The organism is Evansella clarkii (assembly GCF_002019695.1).
Lineage (GTDB): Bacteria > Bacillota > Bacilli > Bacillales > Salisediminibacteriaceae > Evansella > Evansella clarkii.
Genome location: NZ_KV917376.1, coordinates 3,943,251 through 3,965,954, shown reverse-complemented (window position 1 = coordinate 3,965,954; position 22,704 = coordinate 3,943,251). Strand labels below are relative to the sequence as shown.

Sequence of the window (22,704 nt, the reverse complement as noted above, 5' to 3'; positions counted from 1 at the left end):
TTCGCTTATAGTCAATGATAATCGTTTTCATTTAAAAAATAGACACATTTACATGTGAAGGAAATGTTTCATTTGTTCATTAAAAGTCCGGTAACAAGAGGTCTATTTTGGACATTGGGTTTATTATTCACTTGGTATTTTATGTTAAAATAGCCAGAGAGTAGTATTCATAAATTTGTTAATTAAGTTAAAAACGAAGGGCAAAAGCAAAAGATAACCCTGTTTTCGTCCAGATGCTAATAACAGGGAGGGTTGGATGTGGCAGATAACGAATTCTTTATTATTCCCATAGTAACATCAGTAGCAGTTACTTTAATTCTTGGAGTGGTTTTCTCAAAACTATATAAAGGAAACGACAAAGTTGATGAAGGTTTTGAGCTGAATTATTTTAAGCTTAGTTACCGAAGAAAAATGATTCGGACGGTAATGCTATTTCCATTTATAGTCATTCTCCTTATCATCGTTTATTTTTTCTATAACTGGAGTTTAATCGTGTTTGTAAGCTTTGCACTGCTTCCTTTATTGGGGACTACTGTCCAAATGTTATATAACTACAATAAGTGGAAAAAAGAAGAGGCAGAAAAATGTAATTGAAGAAGAATTCGGAGGCCCCTATGAACAAAAGAGTTTTAAGTTTCGCGGTTATTATTATCATAGTTATCGCAACTTTAGTAGTTTTCCAGGAGCCACAGGAACAAGCAGAAAGAGAAGATGGGGAAATACTTCAGAAGTTAAAGGAAAAAAATGACCGGTTAAGTCAGGAAATTCTCGACCTGGAGTATAAAGCCGAATTATATGAATCCCGTTACTATGAACAGGAATTACAATATGAGGCCCTCACGCATTCCCATGAAGACCTGGAACTGCGACTCGAGGAAATTTTAAAAGATATTTATGAAAGCGATCTTGAAGCATCTGATTTGGAAAATCTTCCTGAATACCTGGAACTCTATGAATCCAGGTTTATGAGATACCATCAAGCTATAGATGATTTTGACATACTATTTCGCATGGTACCTGACCCTGAACTTACTGCAGGAGAAGAGTTTGAATACGTCTTTTCTTTTTTCGAAGAATACGAGGAATATGCAGGAAAAGAGGTAGCAATCACAGCAAAACATCAGGATACAGAAGATACAGTCAAGCTGGCAGAGCCCCGTGTAAGAAGTGAAGAAGAGATGGAGAGGCTGGAAGTTTCAGTTACTCTGCCTGAAGGAGGTTTTTGGACATTTGAAGTTTCATTAGATGGGAAAGTTTACGGGGATGTAGAAATATTTGTGTCTAATCCATAAAATTCCCTATCTGTTTTTAACTAAGGAGGGATATATTGTATTTCTTAAAATTTGGGCTTGCCTGGTTTTTAGGTGTAATTGTAACTGGATTTATATTAAGTTTTTTGCAAGGCGGGGAAACCGACTGGGGCCTTATTATTACTATGAGTATAGCTGGTTTCATAGGCATACTTATTGCCTCAGCAATAAAGAAAGCTTTAAAAAAAGATAAAGAATAAATACAGGCGGGAGAGCGGTTATGGAAATTAGAAGATACGAACCCAAAGACGAAAAGGGTTGGGTCAGGTGCAGGGTGCTGGCCTTTCTTGATACAGCCTATTTTGATAATGTAAAAAGACAGAAAGAAACTTATGAAAACCCATCTATTGAATTAGTTGCAGTAGTTGACGGGGAAATCGCAGGACTTCTGGACATGGAATATGAAGTGGAGGTAGGCACAATCTGTTCCAGAGGCAATGGCATTGGCGGAATGATATGGCATATAGCGGTTCATCCGGATTATCAAAGGAGAGGAATAGGAATTCAGTTATTGTATGAAGCAGAGAAACTTGCTCAGGAGGTGGGAATCCACTACCTCGAAGCCTGGACTAGAGATGATGAGTGGGTAAACAACTGGTATGAGAAAAATGGTTTTAAAAATATCAAGTCGTACTTACACGTTTTCATAGATGGGAGACCAGAGGTAGATGGTTCAATAGCGACCGAAATGGATGATATACATATAGTGCAGGCGTTCGCTCATTATGTTGGTGATGAAAAAGAGAAAGTGAAGAACAGTTATAAGAGAGTTCATGAATGCATTTGCTATGATAAGCAGTTAAATTAAATAAACGAGGGAGGGGAACTATGGAGCAGATTTTACAACATGCAGCTGATTTAATTAAGAATAGAAAGGGCAAGTTGATCATTGGTATTTCCGGCCATGGGGCCTCTGGTAAGACAACCTTTGCAAATAATCTTATAAAACTATTAAGTAAAGAAGTAAATTATTTAAATACAGATCCTTATATTATTACAGGTGTCAGAAAGCACTCGAGTATAGAGTATGAATATAATAATCAAATTTATACTTATAAAATGACAGCTTGTCACCCTGATGCTCATTATGTATCAGCGTTGGAAAGAGACATTAAGATGGTGAGGGATGGTCTTGATTTTTACACTATAGGCATTCATTATTCGAAAAGTACCATAATTTCTACCAGTAAAGATATAACTATTGTTGAGGGGATGAGTGCAGCATTTGTTAATCCAAAATTGTTTGATTTATCCATTTACTTATATACTGACGGGGAAACGGAGTTTATAAGAAGGGGAGTTCGTGATGTCTCAGAGAGAGGCGCTGATAGGAATTATATAGAACGATCTCACAAACAACGGAGAATACAATATGATTTATTTATGCACTCATATCATAATAATTTTGATCTTGTTATAAGGAACTCCAATGAAGAGGCTATTCTGGAAAAAACAATACATAGTTAACTTTCTTATTTTCGATGCCTTGGGACGAATGCCATAGTACAGTTAATGGCCTGGAGTTCACCATCAGGATTCCAGCTGCTTCGTAAAAAATGCATAAGGAGGTGCAGATATGAATCTTTTCTTAACCTTTGTTTTCATATTATTTATTGGTTTATTCGAGCTTTTTATTGCAAGAAAACTTAAAAGTAAAACAAAGATTTCAGATACTTCAGGAGACAGAACATTTCGCTGGGGAAGAAATATCATTTTAATACTGTTTCTTGTGGCCCTTCCTTTTATTATTGACACCTCGGCACATTTAAAACTGGGGTTAATTGCATACGTGACTGCTCTTATGGGATTTCAGGCATTCATGGAATGGAAGTTCATTAAAAGCTCCAGAGAATATCAAGTTACCTTGTGTTCACTTATTGTCGGAGTATTTATCTTAATTAATATCGAGAACATACTGAATTTTTCAGGCATAGGTTAATGTAATACCATTGATGATTTATAAGACGACCGACCGGGACAGTGAACCTGTCCCGGTTGCAATTCTATATTTTTTTTGGTAATATCGTTTCATAGCTAACGATTTTGAAAATTCATAAGGAGGTGGTTAGAGTATATAGCTTTAATGAAGATGGAGAGCTGCTGCCGGAAGAGAAAGACACGATTAATCAACTGGCAAAAATGCCGCTGGATTCATTAGATCTTGAGGCTGTTTCTGTTGTGACGAACATCTACCGGGTGGCGCAAGGCCTGAGAAATAAGATGGAACGGGAGGTTTTATCGAAGCATGGTCTTTCATGGACTTCGTTTTCCATACTCTACGACTTATGGATTTGGAAATCAGTAGAAACGAAGAAACTTGCTGAATTAACAGCGGTCTCAAAAGCTACTATAAGTAATATAACGAAGACGCTGGAAAAGAAAGAGCTTGTATACAGAAAATCAGATTCAAGAGACCGAAGAATCACCTATGTATCAATTACAGATCAAGGAAAACTGGTTATGGAAGAGCTCTATCCTCAATTTCACAGAGGGGAAGTGGATATTGTCTCCAGCCTCTCGGAAAACGAACAAAAGAATGTCTCTGAATTACTCAGACGAGTAATAAGAGAAAATCAATTTTAGATATAACAATTGAATACTGCTGAAAAGTTATGATAGGAAACCCAGTAGGAATTACCTCCCTGTTCCAGAGAGTCGATGGTAGCTGCGAATCGATACAAAGGTAATCTGAATTACATTCCTTGAACTTCCTTTGAATCTGTTTATTTAAATGAAACAAAGGACGGGCGAGCCGTTAATCGTTGAGTGGAAGACCATATTCTTCAAAAAGGGTGGAACCGCGTGAAAAACACGTCCCTTTAGAAATGAATATGGTTTTATTTAATTTCAGGAGGTAAATAAAAATGACAAATGTGATGGAACAACTGAGTCAGGAACAATTAGCAGAAGTAAAAAGGCAAATGGAAATATACACGCATGGTGTGCAGGAAATTATCCCTTCAGAGGAATTAGAGGTCAAGGTGGCAAAATCCATTTTAGAAAACCGCCCGCTGAAAATTAAGTTAGGATTAGATCCCTCAGCACCGGATGTACATCTGGGCCATACTGTTGTTTTAAATAAAATGAGGCAGTTTCAGGAGAATGGCCATATCATCCAATTGCTTATTGGAGATTTCACTGGTAAGATTGGGGACCCTACAGGAAAATCAGTAGCGAGAAAACCGTTAACAGATGAAGAAGTAAAGCATAATGCCAAAACATACTTCGAGCAATTCGGAAAAGTGATGGATATGGATAAGGTCGAGCTTCATTACAACTCCGAGTGGCTCTCCAAGTTAAACTTTGAAGATGTGATTCAGCTGGCAGGAAAAATAACAGTGGCAAGATTAATGGAAAGAGACGATTTTGAAGAAAGAATTGCCCTTGGCAAGCCAATCTCCCTCCATGAATTTTTCTACCCTTTAATGCAAGGTTATGATTCAGTGGAGTTGGAGTGTGACATTGAACTTGGGGGAACGGACCAGCATTTTAACATTTTAATGGGAAGACATTTTCAGGAGAAGTTCGGTAAAGAAAAACAAGTAGCAATGCTTATGCCGCTTCTGGAGGGACTCGATGGGGTTGAAAAAATGTCCAAGTCGAAAAATAACTACATTGGTATTGATGAAGCCCCACAGGAAATGTTCGGTAAAGCAATGTCGATCCCGGATGAGTTGATGAATAAATACTTTGAGTTAATTACCGATTTTACTCCTGAACAAAAAGAATCCATTAAGAAAGATGTTGAGTCAGGAAAACTGCACCCGAGGGATGCCAAAATGCTTTTAGGGAAAACAATTGTGAGAATGTACCATGGGAAAGAAGCGGCAGAAAAAGCGGAACAGCATTTCGTGTCTGTTTTTCGGGAAGGAGCAATCCCCGAGGAAATCCCTGTGGCTGAATGGAAGGGAAATAAGGAAGTTTCAGTTGTTGACCTTCTCGTTGAGCTGCAAATGTTAAATTCGAAAAGTGAAGCACGGAGAATGATTGAAAACAAAGGTGTAAAGATTAATGGAGAAAAGATTGAAGACACAAGAGCAGAAGTTTCCATAACAGATGGATTAATTGTCCAGGTTGGGAAGCGTAAATTTAAGAAGATAGAAATTTAAGTATAGCTTAAATTTAATAAGTTGCGCCAGTTAGAGATAAAAACGAGACCTTTTCACTTAGTGAAAATTAGTCTCGTTTTTTTATTGGTAAAAGTATTAGTTACTAAGTGAATATACGTAAAAAAGAATAATTTATGGAGAGTATGAAAAAAATACCATAAACATTATTTTTAAAAATGGGGTATATCATGAACTGGAATGATTTGGGAGACAGAATATTTGGCTTTTTACCACATCGGTCAATTTTTTGGTTCGCAATAAGTACTTCATTTACTATATTACTGATCCAATTTGTTATAAGGAAAGTTGAAAATCTGGTAAAGCCTCCCTGGGCAAAAGAGGAAAATTTAAGACAACGGCACATACTGCTCCAGACGCATAACAAATCAGATAAAAAAGGAGAAAACGCAGATTGAAATCCGAAAATCAACAAACTGCTTATCAAATTAGTATATCTGAAATGGCGGTAAGTTTAATTGCGATGATTGTTGGGACTGGTGTCATTGTATTGCCTCGTGCTCTTGCTGTGGAAATGAATACAACTGATGGATGGATTACAGTCATAGTAAGTGGTGGATTTGTCATGTTTTTTGTGTTTATCATTACGAAACTACAGCAAGAATTTCCTGGAAGAAATTTTTTGCAATTTCTAGCTGAGGGGCTATTTGGAAAGTGGATAAGTAAACTTTTGGCATTTTCTTTCTTTGTTTATTTTATTTGTGTAGTTAGCTTTTTAAGTCGTTTTTTGGCTATAACTATTGATATTTATTTACTTCCCCAAACACCCACTGAGGTAATAGTAATGATTTTATTACTATTATCCACCTATGCTATTTCTAAAGGTGTTCAGGGGATAATTCACTTAAATATTATGTTTACACCAATTGTGTTAAGTATAGCGTTCGTTATTATTATATTTGAAATTCCAGAGTTTGATTTACTAAATTTACGCCCAATAATGGCAGATGGGTTTATTCCTTTATTTAAAGGTTTAAAAGAGACAATGTTTTCTTTTTTAGGTGTTGAAATATTATTTTTTTTTATGGCTTATATGAAAAAAAACGATATTCGCGCTTTGCCGTTATTAACCTCTATAGGTATTATTTCTTTTTTATATTTTTCAATTATCATCGCTACTTTTGCGATTTTTGGTTTAAATTCAACAAAAGTAATCACATTTCCTATGATTGATCTTGTAAAGGAGATAGATATACCAGGAGGGATATTTGAGAGAGTGGAACCAATTTTTATTACAATTTGGTTTATGTCTATGTTTAATACCATAGCGGCAGCTCATTTTTTAGCTGATACCCTTCTAAAAAAAGAGTTACTTCCTTATATAAAAGGGGGGCTTCTTACACCTATTGCCGTTTTTATCATTTTTATCAACACATTTTTAACTAAATCCTACACTGAGCTTTCCTTATTTGGAGAATGGCTATCTAATCTTGGGCTCATTAATATTATTGTATGCATTCTCGTTGTCTCAGTCACTTTATGGTACCGAACCAAAAGAAGTAAACCCAGCATTCAGGAGGAACAGGCATGAAAAAACTTATCATTGTGCTTCTGTGTTTATGTTTAGCTACTCAAAGTGGATGCTGGGATCAGCGGGAAATTAATCAATTAGGCTTTACACTCGCTGTTGCACTGGATCCAGTTTCGAATGAAGAAGACAATGGACAAGCGGAACCATTTAAGCCATTCAGTTCAACTTTTCAAGTCGCTGTGCCAGGAGACCTTGCTGAGGCTGCTGATGGTGGTGGCGGCGGAAAGCCATTTTTTAATATCACATCTTCTGATATAACGAACTTAAAAACTATTCGAAACGTAGCTGAACGAAGAAGCCGAAAACTCTTCTTTGAACATTTGAAAGCGATAGTAATAAATGAAGAATTAATAAAGGAGGGTTCCTTAGAACACATTTTAGATCTTTATTTAAGAGATCATGAAATGCGAAGACGTATACGTGTATTAATTTCTAAAGATCCAGCAAGAGATATTATTAGTGAAAAGCTCCCCCTGGAGGATATGCCGGGAATTTCCCTCGATATGATACGGGAATTTAACAGTGATATCACATTTGCAATGATAGAACCTAAGGAATTAGGAGAAATCAGCTCCTATATAAAGGGAGACGAAAGTTTTCTCATAGCGGGGATTATTAAGGATACAGAACTTAAAGTATCAGGGGCGTCTATTATTAAAGGTAAGGAAAATAAAATGATAGGCTGGCTAAATGAAAAAGATGTGTCTGGTTATAACCTTATTGTCGGTGAAAGTCAAAAAGGAATTGTGAATGTCCCGTTTGAAGAAAGCGGTTTATTCGTATACGAGTTAGATCGGTTAGATTCTGTTGTTAATTATGAACGTAAAAATGACCAGCCCCATTTTCATATTACTATTAAATCAGAGGGTATGTTCTCCGAGTCCTGGATTCAGGAGCCGCCAGTGAATGATATTGAAGGCATAAAAAAACTGGAAACAGCTGCAGAACAAGAAATTGTACGCCAGGCGGAACATATTCTTGAGAAAATGCAAAATGAGTATTATGCAGACGTCTTCAGGCTATGGCGTCAAGTAAAGATAAACGACAATAAGTACTGGAAAACAATAGAAGGTAACTGGGACGGGGAAGACGGGGAATTCACCAAGGCAAATATAACTGTAAGCGCGGAAGTAGAAATTCGACATTATATGTTAAATGAGGGTATGGAGTCTTAGGAAGCAGATATGTGAGGGGTGTCCGGATGTTAAATAAACTGTTTCGCAAACTTAATAAAAATAACATACATAGCAGTGATGAGTTTGAAGTGGCACTCTCTAATAACCTTAATGAAATGGTGGAATCGCTGCTGAAAATCTTTGGCGACAGTAATGATATAGTACAGCGGGATTTCAAAATTGCTAAAACAAAGTCTGCTGTTTTATTTTATATCGAAGGTTTGTCTGATGCAGATTCAATTGAAGAGGACGTAGTAAAACCATTACAGCAGATAAAATCAGAAGCAATAAATGAACAAAAGGATGAAGTTATTAAACAAGCGATTCAAGACTCAATAAACTTAACCCAAATTGATTTTTCTGCAAATTTTGATGACGCGATTTTGCCATTTATGTCCGGGAAGAGTTTACTCGTTGTTGACGGTCTGGCGAAATTAATCATACTCGGAACAATCACTTATGAGAACAGAGGAATTGAAGAGCCGCAAAGTGAAGTTTTAATACGGGGACCAAGAGATGGATTTATCGAGAATTTACCAACCAATATTGTTCTTATTCGAAGAAGAATCAGGGACCCAAATTTAACGATTCAGCTTGGGAAATTAGGGCGGCGATCTAAAAATGATTTTGCCATTATCTATATCAAAGGAATTACTGATGAATCGTTAGTAGAGGAGGTTCGCTACAGAATCTCATGCATAGACAGGGCAACTATAGAGGAATCAGGGACAATTGAACAATTGATCGAAGATAATGTTCTTTCACCATTTCCTCAAATTTTACAAACAGAACGCCCTGATAAAGCGGCAGCATCTTTAAATAACGGACAAGTAATTATCCTGGTTGATGGCACGCCATTTTCCCTTATAACTCCTATTACATTTGAACAACTATTTAAATCTACAGAAGATTACTATGACCGGTGGCAAATCGGTTCGCTTATTCGTATGCTTCGTTATAGCGCAGCTTTCATTGCCTTATTTTTACCTTCTCTTTATATCGCAATGATCTCATACCACCAGGGAATGATCCCTACCACGTTAGCTTTATCCATTGCTGGTGCGAGAGAAGGTGTTCCTTTTCCTGCATTTGTAGAGGCATTGCTAATGGAGCTGACTCTGGAGCTGCTGCGTGAAGCCGGGGTAAGGCTTCCCCGTGCTGTTGGTCAAACTATTGGTATTGTTGGCGGGTTAGTTATTGGGGACGCGGCTGTCAGAGCTGGAATTGTGAATCCAATTATGGTCATTGTCGTAGCGTTAACAGCTATCGCTTCATTTGCTATTCCAGCATATAATGTAAGTATAACTCTGCGGATGTTAAGATTCTTTTTAATGCTCCTTGCTGCCAGTTTTGGATTGTTTGGAATCATTATTGCTTATATTGCAATAAACATACACTTAGTTGGTTTAAGAAGCTTTGGACGCTATTACACTTCACCATTTGCTCCATATCGCTTTATTGATTTAATGGATACTGTTATTCGTATGCCACTTACCATAAATAAAAAGCGTAACGATTCCGAGCACACGGCGGACCCAGTAAAGCAAAAATAAGGACTTCATCAGCCGCTCCGATAGTGGTACATGCCATTCTCTTTATAAAGAGAATGGCAGTGCATTTGGCCATAATATCAAAGGAAATGTACTGCAGTGGAGGTCCATGATGTCTTGCTGCACCACTTAAGCTGAAAGTTAAACTGCGTTATTTCATGGTAGTTCAATTCAGAAAGGATTAAAAAAATGGAATTGGCTTAGGCTAATTGCATTCCGACATTCATAAAAGTTGTTAATACTTTCCCTCTTGCAAAATCAACTTAAGTATTATAAAATCTAACGTATGTTAGTTATTTTTCATGAGAGGAGTTGTTTAAAATGGTAATATATATTAAAAATCAATTTAATTATAAAAGGTAAAAAAATTTTCTGTAAAAAACTAACGATCGTTAGTTAGCATTTGGTTTTTTATTTAAAGGAGAGATTATTATGGCATGGGTGTACTTAATTATTGGAGGAATCCTTGAAGTAGGTTGGGCACTTGGATTAGGTTTTTCAGAGGGTTTTACGAGAATAGAAGTTGTTATTCCCACACTTATATTATTAGTTCTTAGTTGGTGGTTTTTCGCTAAAACCTTAAAAGTACTTCCAGTTTCGACAGCTTATGCAGTATTCACTGGTCTGGGTGCTTTTGGCACTGCTTTAATAGGTATGACATTTTTAGGAGATCCCGTGAGTTTGACCAAAGTTGTGCTTGTTGTTCTTTTAATTAGCTGTATTGTTGGACTAAAATTAATTTCAGACGAACCGAAAGATGAGAAAAGCGTAGGAGGTAACGTGTAATATGTATTGGTTATTTTTAATATTAGCTGGATTGTTTGAAGTTATAGGTATCATAAATCTAAAGTTAAGTGAAAGTTTTTCAAAATTAAAACCAACGATCTTTTTTATCTTATTTATGAGTATGAGTTTTTTCTTTCTTTCCGTTTCATTAATCGAAATACCTATTAGCATTGGTTATGGTATATGGACTGGAGTAGGCGCGTCAGGCAGTGTTTTGCTTGGAATGTTTTTATTTAAAGAACCGAAGAGTGCGAAAAAACTTGTTTTAGTTGCCGGAATAATTTTTAGTATAGTAAGCTTAAAATTAATAACCTGATGCAATTAAACAAACTGAGGTGAAAAGTGAATTGAAAAAAGGTGAAGAAACGAAAAAAAGGATATTAGAACAAGGTTTAAGGCTGTTCTCCTCGTATGGTTACGAGGAGACCGCTCTTAAAGATATAGCTGAAAATGTAAAGATTAAAACCCCTTCGATTTATGCTTATTTTGAAAGCAAGCAGGATCTCTTTGAACAAATTGTAAGTTTTGTTATTGAAGATTATTTAGAATTTATAAAACAACAGTCCTTGATTATAGCGGATTTTTCAACAGAAAAAAAACTGTATCATGTTTTAGCCGAATTAAATAAATACTATTACATGAATGACAAAGGTTTTTTTCTTAAAAGGTATGGTATTTACCCTCCGGAAAGCTTTAAAGAACTTATAACAGCAAAGAATAAGCAAGTAGAGGAAGAGATTCGGGAGCTTGTTTTCTCCATCTTAAGGAATAACAAAGAGAACGAATTTATCGATGAGGAAACAATCGTTACTTCTTTTACTACTATATTAGAAGGTATGCTTTTCCATATGATGAGTTCTCCCTATAAAGAATATGAACATAGATTAAATATGACCTGGTCTGTATTTTGGAAAGGTATTCAGCCTTAGTGAAGGGTTCGGTTATCGGGGACAAAAAACAAAAATAACATATCAATTAACAGACCAGTTCACAGTTGAATTGGTCTTTGTATTTTTGTTGATTTCAATTTAGCACCTGTTAACGAAGTGATTTTTTCAGTAATCTCATTTACATACTTCAGTTAAAGACCCCTCTGTGTTTTTTAATCTGCACCTTCATTTATTCGACAAGAGTAAAGAATAATAAAGGATTGACGTGATTTTTGTTGAATTAGTAATTGTATAAACCTGGAAGGCTTCTTTTTAAGGGAGGAGAATTATGATTTATAGGAAAAAGGAAAAAAAGTTAGAAACAAACAGGTTACTTCTTCGCCTGTTTAAAGAATCGGATGCGCGAGAGGTAACCAGGCTATGTAATAATTATAATATCTATAAAAATACATTATATCTGCCATACCCGTATTCGATGGATGATGCCTTATCCTGGATGAAAAATCACCAGGAAAATTTTAATGGTAATAAGGCGTATGAATTTGCGGTCACAGATAAGGTTACAGGGAAATTATATGGAGCAATAGCATTAACGAACCATCAAAAATTCAATCATGGCGAAATAGCTTATTGGATTGGAGAGGAATATTGGGGAAATGGCTATGCAACGGAGGCAGCTAAAACAATACTTGAATTCGCTTTCGTGGAAAAGAATTATAACAAAGTTTTTGCGAGATACTTTGATTTAAACGAGGCGTCAGGAAAAGTTCTGAGTAAAATTGGAATGAAAAAGGAAGGTGTCTTAAGAGAACATATTCTGAAAGAAGATCAATACATAGACCTTGTATATTATGGAATTCTCAAAAAAGAGTTCGGTTGACCATTTAACGGAATACTTTTGTCACAAGGATAAAATTATCGATTTTAATTGGCTTATACTATTCTGGAGGTTTCTTAAAATGAATAATAAGACTAGAACAGTTATTTCCCTGTTAGGCAGTACCCTGCTTTTTACTGTTGGTATGTCCAGAATTATTACCGAAACATTTGCTTCAATGTCCCTTTTTATTGCATATATTTTTGTAATAACCGGGTTCGTTGGTGCGGTTGCTAACAGTATACTTTTAAGAAAGTTACAAACTAATTAACTAAAGGGGACGGGCAATTAATCCTATTAATCGCCTTTCAAATTAAACGAAAGCAGGGACATTTGAATGAAAGTAATTACTTTGTGTGGTTCTACTAAATTTAAAGAACAGTTCGAAAAAGCGAATGCTTATTTAACATTGCAGGGAAACATTGTGATAAGTCTTGGCTTCTTTGACCAAAGCGAAGGCATAGAAATAACGAAAGAGCAAGCAGAGCTTTTTGCAAAGATTCATTTTGAAAAAATTAATATGGCTGATGAAATTTTCGTTATCGATGTTAATGGTTATATTGGAAACAGCACAAAAAAAGAAATCGAGTATGCAAAACAAAAAGGGATGCGGATATGTTATTTTTCTGAGAGTGATATAATTCAGTGAATAATATCTCCTCCTAAGAAAACAATCTATAGAGCAGGTTTGAAAATAAATCTTTCAATACGGAGGGGTGTAAATGATTATTTGTGAGATTGAGGATCTGCCGAAAAATAAAATAATAGATTTCTTTAAGCTGCACTGGGGAAGTCCGGAAATGGTAATTTCCAGCGGGGTATATGATTGCAGTGTATTAGACGGGTTTGCTGTAGTAAAAGAAGAAGAAATAACTGGCTTAATCACATACATAATTAAAGATAATGAATGCGAGATTATTTCATTAGACAGTGTTGCAGAAGGCAGAGGAATAGGCACTTCTTTAGTGCAGGAAGTAGAAAAGCTTGCGGTTGAGAAAAAATGTGAACTGATTAAACTGATCACAACAAACGATAATTTGCACGCATTAAAGTTTTATCAAAAACGTGGATATTTCTTATCCAGAATTATAAATAATGCAGTTGAAGAAGCAAGAAAGATAAAGCCAGAGATCCCATTCATAGGTAATAACGGGATTCCAATCAGAGATGAAATTGAACTGATTAAGGCATTAGTCTAACATAATTCTTCACGCGATGAAGGGATGACTAGTAAAAGAGGAAGGAGAAAAGATGAGTAAAACTGCTAAAATCATTGCTGCCATTACATTTATAACTTTTTGTGTATTCCTGGGATTCTCATTATACAGCTGGTTCGTATTAGGGACATTATCTCCTTCTGCAGTATTATTCAGCTTCATTTTATTAAGTGCTTTATTTAGTACAATTAATATAAGAAGCACTGTAGAAAAGGATAAAGCTGACGGAGATCAACGTATTCAAACCAAAAGTGCTATATTAGGATATTATGTTTTAGCTTTATCAGCCGGCTTAATCTTATTTATTTCTGAAGGAACCATAAATGCAAACGAGATTAATAATTATCCATTGCTTATTGTAGTATGTCTCGCACTTGTTATTCAGCCAATCACACAATTTTTTGCTAATAAAACCCATAGTCAGAAGGATATATATACTGGAGAATAGCCAGAATTCTGCTGGCATTGGTCTCGGTTAAAACAGGAGGAGTATTATATGAATAAAACAACTAGTTTAGAATTAAGTCATTTTAAGGAGGAGCACTTAGATATACTAAATTCTTTTGAGCTTCCTGAGGAGCAGGCACAATTTACAGCACTGCCAGATAAATATAAAGAAGTAAATGAAGGGCAGCATCGAATTGTTATATTAAATGGACCTGAACCCGTCGGCTTTTTTTTATTGCACACAACGGAAAGGGTGAAGGAATATTCTGATAATCCCAAGGCTATGCTACTCACCTCATTATCCGTAAATCAGATTGAACAAGGAAAAGGTTATGCAAAACAAGCAATGCTATTACTAAAAAAATTTGCAGAAGCTGAATTCCCTGACTGCAATGAAATTGTTCTGGCTGTAAATCACAAAAACATCGCTGCTCAAAAACTGTATTTAAAAGTCGGATTTGAAGATACTGGGAAAAGAAAAATTGGTCCAATAGGTGAGCAGTTCATTATGAATTTGTGGCTGTAATAGAAAAACCACTTAAAAAAAATCAAATAAGTTTAGTTAAAGGTGAAATCATGATAAAAAAAGAAAAAGCTCCATTAACCTTAGTGCAATTTGAAAATAAAGATATCAGTGGTCTGGTTGAGTTGTCAGCATCCGTGGGCTGGGACTACGATGAACAGGAAATCGGAACGGTTATGGCCTCCGGCAAAATATTCGGGCATAAAAATGCAGAAGGAAAAATTGTATCCAGTGCCGCAATAATTAAGTATGACGGTAACCTGGCATCGATCGGGATGGTAATAGTAAATAACGATTTCAGAGGTTTAGGTTTAGGAAAAGAAGTAACACAAAAATGTATTGATTATTTTTCAAATGAACTTTCTGTAATGCTGATTGCAACTGAAGAAGGCAAACCTTTATATGAAAAAATGGGGTTTAAAGCAGTCGATTCTGTACATAAATTTTTGTGTGATACTTATGATGTTACTAAATCAATAGTTAATAATAATTTTACAGTTGAGAACTGTACTGAGAGTGATTTTAACGAAATTATAAAGTTAGATGAAGCCGCATTTGGAAACAAACGAAGCCATTTTTTGCACCAAAGGATAAAACAATCAAAACAATGTCTTGCTGTAAAAGACAGCCAGGGAAATATCATTGGTTACGGCCTGTCTGTTTCAGGTCCGGTTAATCTTATCCTGGGGCCTGTAGTTGCACCGACTACCCATATAGCAGCATTAATTCTGGACAACCTTGCTTACGGACAGCAAGGGAAATTAAGGATTGATGTGCCATCAGGTAATGATGAGTTTATGTTGTTTTTAGAAAACAAAGGATTTGTAAAAGTTTCTACTCCTCCAGTTATGTTAATAAATGCTGCTGAGTTGCCATTCAGAAACAACACATTATTCGCTATTGCTGCTCAAGTTTTCGGGTAAAAATTGAACGCATTCTTTATTTACTGGTAAGCTGGGAAAAATGGTGAGAAAGAATAATTATTAATTATAAAAGGGGTGTGTTTATTTTGGCTGGAGTAGAATTTAATATGGTCGTTAAAGACAGTTTAAAAGCACTGGAGTTATACGAAAAAATCTTTGATATCGAACGGGTGGAGGTTTCAGACTTTCCACGCGGTGAAAATGAGGCAGTTTTTACCTTGTACGATGTTCGTTTTCATATGTTAGACGAAAATCCAAAATTCCATCTGATAGCGCCGACTCCAGAGGATCCAAAAACGAGCTGGATGAATGTTACTGTTCCGGATATAGAGGAGACTTATTCGAAGGCGATGGATTCAGGCTGCAAAGAGATACAGCCAGTGACTGAGATTGCTGATTATGGCGTATCGAACGCTATATTCATGGATCCTTTTGGATATGTTTGGCTGCTGCATCAAGTACATAAAGAAGTTAGCCATGAAGAACGTTTAAAGCTTTGGGAGGAAAAAAGGGAGAAATAGAACGAAGTACTATCGAGGCTACGATGAAGGCGGAGGAGATATTTTGTGAGTGGGATGACAACATATGGAAAAGTATGCGTAATCTCGAGTGTGCTGTTTTTTGCCTTGGGTCTATCATTATTAGTGTATAGTTTCATGGCAGGAGAATTCATGAGATTAACTATAACTTTCCTTGGCTTAGGATTTGTATTTGCTGGAAACCTTTATATCTTCAAAGAATTTTCTTTTTTGAATAAAGAAGAAGAGAAAGACTCTGGTGGTTAAATTTTCAGCATTTTTTTCAGTGTAAGGAAAATGTGTTGAGGCAGGACTCTTTGATCAGAGTCAAACCGAGCCACTATTATCAGGGGAGGAGTTAATTATGAAGTTATTCAGGTTCGATAAAGAAGCTGGCAGAAGTGTAACTCACTATAATTCTAATTTTATCCTCTCCCGAATTTTAAAAACGGAGACATCCGCTCAAATTAGCTGTTTGCATTTAGATTCTGACGGTATTATCGGCCTTCATAAAGCAGTGGTCCCTCAATTACTACTTGTCGTTGCTGGTGAAGGGTGGGTTCGAAGTGATGAAGCTCCGAAAGTAAAAGTTCAAACAGGGGATGCAGTATACTGGGAAAAAGGAGAAGGCCACGAGACTTTTACTAACACTGGGCTCACGGCAATTGTTATAGAATCTGAAAATCTTAATCCAACTGCTTTTATGCCCCCAAATTCAGGTTCAGATAAACGCTAAACGGGGAATTGCATAACCTTATTATAGGGGAAAGGGGTTTTTAGTGTGGGAATCCTCATGGCGATTGCACCTGTGTTTATTGTGGGAGTAATTGTTGTATTTGTAATAAAAAGGCTGAATCATAAACATAAACAAGGACTGTTGATTGAGAAAAAGTCAAAAAGCGCTCAGAATTTAGTAAACAGCTTAATACCAATTGGCATGCTTTTTGGTGGTGCTGCTGGTGTAATAATTGGCATGTTTTTTCCGGTCTCTTTATTATTTACATTTAGTATAGGGACTGGAGCAGGCTATTTAGCAGGATATATCGCTTATGAAATTTATAGTATGAAGGAAAAGTATTTTCAATAATAGCAAGCAGCCTGTAAAAGGGCACGATGGCAGGAGGACATAGTTTTTAATATGATTAAGATTAAGGGACATAAGGTGGAATTAACAGAGGCAGCAGCAAAGGATATCGATGAACTGTATTTTTGGAAATTTGAAGAAACGGCACAGGAAGCTAAAAAGTGGAACGGACCCTATATACCTGAAAAGAAGATGACTAAAGAAGAATACCAGGAAGAGTGGAGCGAGGAAATCTTTCCAGGCATTCCATCTTCTCTGGTGATTAAATGTGATGGTAAGGCTATCGGTTATGTTGGTGCCTATTGGGTAGATAAGAATACAAACTGGCTTGAGACAGGAATTGTTATATATGACAGCACGTATTGGAACGGCGGATATGGCTCCGAAGCTTATAAGATGTGGATTAACTTTCTCTTTGAATCAACTGAAATACATAGATTAGGAATGTCAACATGGTCAGGAAACATAAGAATGATGAAGGCAGCGAAAAAATTAGGAATGAAAGAAGAAGCGAGAATACGAGAGGCACGAATCGTGAATGGTGAGTATTTTGATGCAATTAAAATGGGAATCTTAAGAAAAGAGTGGGAAGAGATGAAAGTTTATTTGTAAATTTGCAGTGGTTTTACATAGTAGGATTTTGTAGTCAAATTAGGGCGTCCTGTTTTGAAGAGCTATTCTTAATACGGATAGAGGGGTTTCTTTTCTGGTTTTGAAATGTATTTTCACTCACTGTTTAAATTGTATGCCTTGTCCTTTAAGGAGTAATCAGGAAAAAGAAAATAACCGGAGTTTTTCCGTTTATATGCAGATTGAAGCCATTTTTGGGTGATATAAGGGGAGTTTTTCCGGTTATGCAAAGCAAAATGACCCATTTTTACTTTTTTTGAGTTAATAAGCGGAATCTCTCCGTCTATTTAAGCGTTTTTTCATAAGAATTTAGAATTAAGCGGAATTCTTTCGTCTATTGAATGCAACCTACAACCACCTCAAGGTATGAATCACCCTCATTCAGGAAGCCAGAGGTAATAATAGGAAAACTTGATTAATGTACATTAAGACGTATGCCAATTCATACGTCTGTTCTCAACATTTTAAATTAGAATACCCACGATAACGGACAGCTTTAAAAAAGGAGGCTTACCTTGAAATTTAAAACTGAAAGATTAACAATAAGACCGTATCAGAGCGAGGATATGCATGATGTATTTCATATATACAATGACGAGGATACATGCCGGTATCTCCTCCATGATAAGTGGACATATGAAGACATGCAGGATAAATTTAACGAAAAGTTGAAAAATAATAAACTCACAAAAGATACACCCTTAAGTCTGGCAGTTGTAAACGATAATAAAGTAATAGGTGATCTGTCTGTGTGGTATACAGGCATGAAAGATACTGTAGAAATTGGTTATAGTTTTACCGGGGAAATCTCAGGAAAAGGCTATGCAACAGAAGCCGTGAGTGGTTTAGTTCGAAAATTATTTAATGAATGGGATGTGCATCGTATACAAGCCAACCTAGATGCAAGAAATAAAGCGTCGCAAAAGTTGTGTGAGCGTATTGGAATGAGAAAAGAAGCTCATTTCATTCAGGATTTTTGGAATAAGGGTGAATGGACAGACAGCATTATATATGGGATGCTGCTTTCAGACTTACATTAAAACTGCGATTCATAAGAAAGAGGGTACCATGAATTTGTGGGTAAGAAATATGTGGAGGTTAACGGAACAGTGGCAGGCAGAAATGATGTTAGCTGAGGAAAATGGAAAGTAACAAACGAATAGCGTCGGGACAAAATCAACTGTTCCGTTTATTTTATTGAATAAAAATCTCTTAATCTCCATTAAAAAATAGCTCATTGTATGTATTAATGACGCCATCTAATTCCTGGCTGTATTGAACTGTTTCATCATGGCTTAGTCCTTTTTTAATACCAGTTGTTATCATTTTTTCTTTCAAATCAGTTATTTTATTCTCTAATTCCTGAATTGTTTGTTTTTTAGAATTCATATTTTTCTCCTGTCAAATTAATAAGAATGATTTCAATACAATGATTAAATTTTACTTTATACTACTATGTTTTGTCTATACAAGTAACTGCATTGTAATAAAGGATTTATGCGATAAAAAAAATTTAAAGGAGAAAGGATGTCTAAATGGAAATTGCAGCGGCAAAGTGCTGGAGTCTTTAGGAATCAGGAATTTTGAAAATGTTATTATTGCTATTGGTGATAACATTCAGGCCAGCATCTTAACAACTTTATTAATAAAAGAAATTGGTGTGAAAAATGTCTATGTAAAAGCGAAAAACAACTACCTTCATAAAGTTCTCGAAAAAATCGGCGCAGATAAAGTAGTTCATCCTGAAACAGATATGGGGCGACGGATTGCACAGCAAATGTCTGATGAGTATAGTATCGTTGAATTGAATGCGTCAGCTAATCTTGAAGGCAGTTCATTAGTGGAGCTGAATATAAGAGCACGTTTTGGGATTACCATTCCCGCAATCAAAAAAGTAGATGATATAAAAATTTCTCCTATGCCTGAATAAAATCTCAAGAGACGATCTGTTACTTGTAATTGGGCATAATGATGACATCAAACGGTTCGAAACCCAGGTAATGTAAGGTGAGATTGCTGAATCTGTTTAAAAACTGGACATTTTCACCGTGCTCCTGCAGGAAGCTTTCATCAGTATTCCATAGGGGCGTTGTACGCCTCGTTAAAATATTATTTATATTTTCCTTAGTAATTGAGTTTATCGCTGCCTTTTTATTGTCATTTCGCTGGGTTCCTGAGTGATTGTATTTGAAGCATTTTCCGCATTCGGTACAGTTGGATTATCAATGGGCTTAACTGGAGAATTATCTTTTGTAGGAAAACAAATTATCATTGTACTAATGTTTATTGGCCGAATTGGTCCATTAACATTAGCTTTTGCCCTGGCGAAATCCTCCAAACCTTTAGTTTACTATCCTAAAGGGGATGTTTTTACAGGGTAGTATTGGTACCGCAGTTGTATTAACGCTTTAAGATACTAAAAATAAACCGGTGTACGGGCAATTAAAAAGGCTCCGGTTATATTAAAGCACCTGACTCAAATCAGGTGCTTTCATCTGGTTATATAGGAGATTCATTAACTGAAATCTCACTACATAGTCTAACTAATAATCTGTAATACATACTACTGAGTTAAAATAAAACTGAACAGTTAAGTTCAGAATATCCCCCTCATTCAGTCACGTCTAATCGAATCATTCAGCTTCTCACGATAATGGTCCTGCCAGGTTGTCGCGTCCTTGACCAGTTCGTCGCAAAAACCAGCTACGTCCTCACCAGTGAGGTCAGTTACTTTCTTATTTTCCGAGGCACCTTCCTCAAATAGATCGAGTATGCCGCCAAAGATACGTTTGGTGTCCTTCCAGTCGGTAAGTCCACCAGTAGTCCACATATATTTTTGAATAGCTTTGTATGCGTTGTGGTACTCACCTGGGAGTTGTTTTGCGCGTGCCTCCATCTTTTTCCATTCCCGCTTATCTTCCATATTGCCAATGATTTTTTCCATAAAATTCACTTTTACCCTCTCCTTTTAATTTCTTTAGTTTTGAGTTCGTTTATTTTATTTGAGACAAAATCCCAATTTTCCCAAAAAATATCGAGTTTTTCCTGGCCAGCTGTATTCAATGTGTAAAACTTTCTCGGTGGTCCCATAGTGGATTTCTTTTTTTCTATGTTTACCAGATTGTTTTTTTCAAGCCGCATGGTAATCGTATAAACAGTGCCTTCAACCACATCAGTGAAGCCAAGTTCCCGCAGCTGCTGCGTGATTTCATAACCGTAAGTTTCTCCACGGCTGATAATCTCAAGCACACAACCCTCAAGCACTCCTTTAAGCATTTCAGTTATATTTTCCAAATTCATCCCCCTTTTTATATCCAATTAATTCAGTACTCTCTATCGTTTTGTATTCTGTAACACTAACTACTGGTATATAGTAATACTAAATACTGAGGTTGTCAAGGTCAGATAGCCTAATTAGTTAAAGACATAACGGTTATCATGTTATTTTTATTCATAAAATAATTTGAAATGAGGGAGGTTCTTATCTCAATGAGAAGATAAGATGGTTAATAAAAGCACCTGAAGCGAAGGGGGAAGGGTTCGGTTTTTGTTAAAATTTTATAAGAAATATACTTAGTCTATGAAAGAGTGTACTTTAAGTAAATGGGGAGTTTAACGAAGGAAGAAATAGAAACTTTTTACAGGATAACAACGTCATATGTTAAAAAAGAGGAGGATGTGTTTGAAAGGTTATTTGGTTTTGTTTTTATTTACATTTACATTTATTTTCTTAGTTGGTTGCAAAGAAAAGGAAGAATTAAGTGAGAATGCGACAATCGCAAAGAACTATTTAATTAGTGAAGGGTATGAGGTTATTTCACATCAAGGAGACGGTTGGCAAGAGTTTTCGAAGTCTGACCTACATGATCTTCCTAATCAACAAGTTTGGGCGGTCCAATATAATGAGCCAGATGAATACTTAAATAAACGAATTGATACTGTAACTTTTACAATTAAGAATCATCCTTTAGATGAACTATTCAATATGGGAAAAACTACCCTAACAGTTTGGTTATATGACAGTGAAGTTATTGGAGGCTGGTCTTATCCGATTTCAAAAGACAACGATGTGGTTGGAGGACCATCTTCATTGGATGGGAAAGCAGCAGAAGAAATTCAGGGAGATTACCAGAAGTGGTTAGAAGAATGGCAAGATAAATACGGAAGTTAAGCTATTCGTCAAACAGGTTTTGTTTATTGAACTAACGGACTCCTGTTATCGCACTATCGGGGAGAAGGAGGTTCAATAAAAATTGTGGAGTCTAATGATAAAAATATAATGGATGACTTTAACGATATTGAGGTGAATTAATGATAGAAGTTCGCACATTTATTAGCAAAAACAACATATGGTTTAATGAAAAGCTGAGTAAATCAGAATTTGATAGACAATATATAAATTTTGAAGATAAGGAAAAAGAATTAGAAATTAAATTAGCATTAAGATACTTGAATGATTATATAGATTTTTCTCCAATGGGATTTATTAAGATAAAATTAAATGGACAAGAATTAATAGGGGAAGAAGAATTTGATTATCTTAATGAATTGTGGAACACATATATATTATTAATTACTTCTTATTTAATAAAAGGTAGTGGCAGAGAATACTTAGACTACTCTCATAAAAAAATTACTCTGGAAACATACGACGATACAAACATACTATTACAAATCACATTTGTTCCAGAAGAAGAAACTGAAAACCTCTCAATTAATATAGATAAAGAATTCATTTTACCTGAAAACGAATTTATATTAGCACTTTTGAGAGGGGCCTATAACTATTATGAAAGGCTTTATAGTTATGGAGATAATGAAAAACTTATAATCAAAATGAAAGAACTAAGTAAATTATATAATGACTATACTGGAAAAGATATTTGAAATTATTGAACAAACGGATGTGATAGCACAAGAATATGTCACTGCTCTTATTGAAGTATTGGGGAGGTTTCCACAATCATTCTTATTGAACTAACGAAGCAGTTTAATTAAACAAGAAAAGTCTATATTCTTTTTATAAATTAATTCTGTTTGTAATAACATTTTTAAACAAGTGTGGTAACTTATGTTAATGTTAATATAGATTGAAAACAATGTACTTCAGCTAATG

General features: G+C 35.6%; 33 protein-coding genes, 1 pseudogene and 1 other annotated feature. Of the genes and pseudogenes, 31 read left to right on the top strand and 3 right to left on the bottom strand.

Annotation, left to right across the window (positions count from 1 at the left end; all coding sequences use genetic code 11):
- The first annotated feature begins 258 nt into the window (after window positions 1–258).
- The 27 genes from BK582_RS18555 to BK582_RS18425 all read left to right on the top strand — a co-directional run bounded on the left by BK582_RS18555 (window position 259) and on the right by BK582_RS18425 (window position 18,628).
- Entirely contained in the window at window positions 259–594 is a 336-nt protein-coding gene (locus BK582_RS18555; RefSeq protein WP_078596467.1) for a hypothetical protein, read from the top strand.
- A 20-nt stretch (window positions 595–614) separates the two neighbouring features.
- On the top strand, window positions 615–1,292 hold the full coding sequence (locus BK582_RS18550; protein WP_078596466.1) for a hypothetical protein: 678 nt from the start codon (window positions 615–617) through the stop codon (window positions 1,290–1,292).
- A gap of 35 nt (window positions 1,293–1,327) precedes the next feature.
- Window positions 1,328–1,510: a hypothetical protein gene (locus BK582_RS18545; protein ID WP_078596465.1), complete on the top strand. Its 183-nt coding sequence runs from the start codon at window positions 1,328–1,330 to the stop codon at window positions 1,508–1,510.
- Window positions 1,511–1,530: 20 nt separating this feature from the next.
- Window positions 1,531–2,118: a GNAT family N-acetyltransferase gene (locus BK582_RS18540; RefSeq protein WP_078596464.1), complete on the top strand. Its 588-nt coding sequence runs from the start codon at window positions 1,531–1,533 to the stop codon at window positions 2,116–2,118.
- Between the two features lie 20 nt (window positions 2,119–2,138).
- Window positions 2,139–2,777, top strand: coding sequence for a uridine kinase family protein (locus BK582_RS18535; protein WP_078596463.1), 639 nt, complete (start codon window positions 2,139–2,141; stop codon window positions 2,775–2,777).
- 109 nt (window positions 2,778–2,886) lie between these two features.
- Window positions 2,887–3,249 carry a DUF4181 domain-containing protein gene (locus tag BK582_RS18530; RefSeq protein ID WP_078596462.1) on the top strand — a complete coding sequence of 121 codons (363 nt, stop codon included), beginning with the start codon at window positions 2,887–2,889 and terminating at the stop codon, window positions 3,247–3,249.
- Between the two features lie 200 nt (window positions 3,250–3,449).
- Entirely contained in the window at window positions 3,450–3,893 is a 444-nt protein-coding gene (locus tag BK582_RS18525; RefSeq protein ID WP_078598132.1) for a MarR family winged helix-turn-helix transcriptional regulator, read from the top strand.
- A 20-nt stretch (window positions 3,894–3,913) separates the two neighbouring features.
- Window positions 3,914–4,132: a binding site (T-box leader), on the top strand.
- A 42-nt stretch (window positions 4,133–4,174) separates the two neighbouring features.
- Entirely contained in the window at window positions 4,175–5,419 is a 1,245-nt protein-coding gene (tyrS, locus tag BK582_RS18520; protein WP_078596461.1) for a tyrosine--tRNA ligase, read from the top strand.
- A gap of 412 nt (window positions 5,420–5,831) precedes the next feature.
- Entirely contained in the window at window positions 5,832–6,968 is a 1,137-nt protein-coding gene (locus BK582_RS18510; protein ID WP_078596459.1) for a GerAB/ArcD/ProY family transporter, read from the top strand.
- Entirely contained in the window at window positions 6,965–8,143 is a 1,179-nt protein-coding gene (locus BK582_RS18505; protein ID WP_078596458.1) for a Ger(x)C family spore germination protein, read from the top strand. The genes BK582_RS18510 and BK582_RS18505 overlap by 4 nt, the downstream gene beginning before the upstream one ends.
- A 26-nt stretch (window positions 8,144–8,169) precedes the next feature.
- Complete coding sequence (locus tag BK582_RS18500) at window positions 8,170–9,696, top strand: spore germination protein (RefSeq protein WP_078596457.1); 1,527 nt, start codon at window positions 8,170–8,172, stop codon at window positions 9,694–9,696.
- 429 nt (window positions 9,697–10,125) lie between these two features.
- Entirely contained in the window at window positions 10,126–10,479 is a 354-nt protein-coding gene (locus BK582_RS18495) for a DMT family transporter (protein ID WP_078596456.1), read from the top strand.
- A gap of 1 nt (window position 10,480) precedes the next feature.
- Complete coding sequence (locus tag BK582_RS18490; RefSeq protein WP_078596455.1) at window positions 10,481–10,795, top strand: DMT family transporter; 315 nt, start codon at window positions 10,481–10,483, stop codon at window positions 10,793–10,795.
- 31 nt (window positions 10,796–10,826) lie between these two features.
- Window positions 10,827–11,408: a TetR/AcrR family transcriptional regulator gene (locus tag BK582_RS18485; protein ID WP_169911130.1), complete on the top strand. Its 582-nt coding sequence runs from the start codon at window positions 10,827–10,829 to the stop codon at window positions 11,406–11,408.
- 289 nt (window positions 11,409–11,697) lie between these two features.
- Window positions 11,698–12,249 carry a GNAT family N-acetyltransferase gene (locus BK582_RS18480; protein ID WP_078596453.1) on the top strand — a complete coding sequence of 184 codons (552 nt, stop codon included), beginning with the start codon at window positions 11,698–11,700 and terminating at the stop codon, window positions 12,247–12,249.
- 79 nt (window positions 12,250–12,328) lie between these two features.
- Entirely contained in the window at window positions 12,329–12,517 is a 189-nt protein-coding gene (locus tag BK582_RS18475) for a hypothetical protein (RefSeq protein ID WP_078596452.1), read from the top strand.
- Window positions 12,518–12,583: 66 nt separating this feature from the next.
- Window positions 12,584–12,895 carry a DUF4406 domain-containing protein gene (locus BK582_RS18470; protein WP_078596451.1) on the top strand — a complete coding sequence of 104 codons (312 nt, stop codon included), beginning with the start codon at window positions 12,584–12,586 and terminating at the stop codon, window positions 12,893–12,895.
- A gap of 73 nt (window positions 12,896–12,968) precedes the next feature.
- Window positions 12,969–13,445, top strand: coding sequence for a GNAT family N-acetyltransferase (locus BK582_RS18465; RefSeq protein ID WP_078596450.1), 477 nt, complete (start codon window positions 12,969–12,971; stop codon window positions 13,443–13,445).
- A 52-nt stretch (window positions 13,446–13,497) separates the two neighbouring features.
- Window positions 13,498–13,911, top strand: coding sequence for a hypothetical protein (locus tag BK582_RS18460; protein ID WP_078596449.1), 414 nt, complete (start codon window positions 13,498–13,500; stop codon window positions 13,909–13,911).
- Between the two features lie 48 nt (window positions 13,912–13,959).
- Complete coding sequence (locus BK582_RS18455; protein WP_078596448.1) at window positions 13,960–14,436, top strand: GNAT family N-acetyltransferase; 477 nt, start codon at window positions 13,960–13,962, stop codon at window positions 14,434–14,436.
- Window positions 14,427–15,356 (top strand): GNAT family N-acetyltransferase, encoded by a 930-nt coding sequence (locus BK582_RS18450; protein ID WP_338066836.1) that lies wholly within the window; start codon window positions 14,427–14,429, stop codon window positions 15,354–15,356. The genes BK582_RS18455 and BK582_RS18450 overlap by 10 nt, the downstream gene beginning before the upstream one ends.
- Window positions 15,357–15,442: 86 nt before the next feature.
- Window positions 15,443–15,877 (top strand): VOC family protein, encoded by a 435-nt coding sequence (locus BK582_RS18445; RefSeq protein WP_078596447.1) that lies wholly within the window; start codon window positions 15,443–15,445, stop codon window positions 15,875–15,877.
- Window positions 15,878–15,922: 45 nt separating this feature from the next.
- Complete coding sequence (locus BK582_RS26560; RefSeq protein WP_139368270.1) at window positions 15,923–16,141, top strand: hypothetical protein; 219 nt, start codon at window positions 15,923–15,925, stop codon at window positions 16,139–16,141.
- A 97-nt stretch (window positions 16,142–16,238) separates the two neighbouring features.
- Window positions 16,239–16,610 carry a cupin domain-containing protein gene (locus BK582_RS18440; protein ID WP_078596446.1) on the top strand — a complete coding sequence of 124 codons (372 nt, stop codon included), beginning with the start codon at window positions 16,239–16,241 and terminating at the stop codon, window positions 16,608–16,610.
- Between the two features lie 57 nt (window positions 16,611–16,667).
- The gene (locus BK582_RS18435; RefSeq protein WP_078598126.1) at window positions 16,668–16,961 is read left to right on the top strand and encodes a hypothetical protein; all 294 of its coding nucleotides are present in this window, start codon (window positions 16,668–16,670) and stop codon (window positions 16,959–16,961) included.
- Window positions 16,962–17,012: 51 nt separating this feature from the next.
- Complete coding sequence (locus BK582_RS18430; protein ID WP_078596445.1) at window positions 17,013–17,570, top strand: GNAT family N-acetyltransferase; 558 nt, start codon at window positions 17,013–17,015, stop codon at window positions 17,568–17,570.
- Between the two features lie 533 nt (window positions 17,571–18,103).
- Entirely contained in the window at window positions 18,104–18,628 is a 525-nt protein-coding gene (locus BK582_RS18425; protein ID WP_078596444.1) for a GNAT family N-acetyltransferase, read from the top strand.
- 172 nt (window positions 18,629–18,800) lie between these two features.
- On the opposite strand, the gene BK582_RS18420 is transcribed toward BK582_RS18425, so the two are convergent.
- Entirely contained in the window at window positions 18,801–18,977 is a 177-nt protein-coding gene (locus BK582_RS18420; RefSeq protein WP_078596443.1) for an aspartyl-phosphate phosphatase Spo0E family protein, read from the bottom strand.
- 166 nt (window positions 18,978–19,143) lie between these two features.
- Between BK582_RS18420 and BK582_RS18415 the strand changes: the two genes are divergently transcribed.
- Window positions 19,144–19,518, top strand: a complete 375-nt coding sequence (locus tag BK582_RS18415; protein ID WP_338066835.1) for a potassium channel family protein — start codon at window positions 19,144–19,146, stop codon at window positions 19,516–19,518.
- Between the two features lie 250 nt (window positions 19,519–19,768).
- Window positions 19,769–19,969: pseudogene (locus BK582_RS18410) on the top strand (potassium transporter TrkG); the annotation flags it as partial.
- A gap of 233 nt (window positions 19,970–20,202) precedes the next feature.
- On the opposite strand, the gene BK582_RS18405 reads toward BK582_RS18410, so the two are convergent.
- A complete protein-coding gene (locus BK582_RS18405; RefSeq protein ID WP_078596442.1) occupies window positions 20,203–20,541 on the bottom strand; it encodes a DUF1048 domain-containing protein in 339 nt (112 codons plus the stop codon).
- A 2-nt stretch (window positions 20,542–20,543) separates the two neighbouring features.
- Complete coding sequence (locus BK582_RS18400) at window positions 20,544–20,882, bottom strand: PadR family transcriptional regulator (RefSeq protein WP_078596441.1); 339 nt, start codon at window positions 20,880–20,882, stop codon at window positions 20,544–20,546.
- A gap of 388 nt (window positions 20,883–21,270) precedes the next feature.
- On the opposite strand from BK582_RS18400, the gene BK582_RS18395 reads away from it, so the two are divergent.
- On the top strand, window positions 21,271–21,759 hold the full coding sequence (locus BK582_RS18395; RefSeq protein ID WP_078596440.1) for a hypothetical protein: 489 nt from the start codon (window positions 21,271–21,273) through the stop codon (window positions 21,757–21,759).
- Window positions 21,760–21,899: 140 nt separating this feature from the next.
- Window positions 21,900–22,475, top strand: coding sequence for a hypothetical protein (locus tag BK582_RS18390; RefSeq protein ID WP_078596439.1), 576 nt, complete (start codon window positions 21,900–21,902; stop codon window positions 22,473–22,475).
- Window positions 22,476–22,704 lie beyond the last annotated feature (229 nt).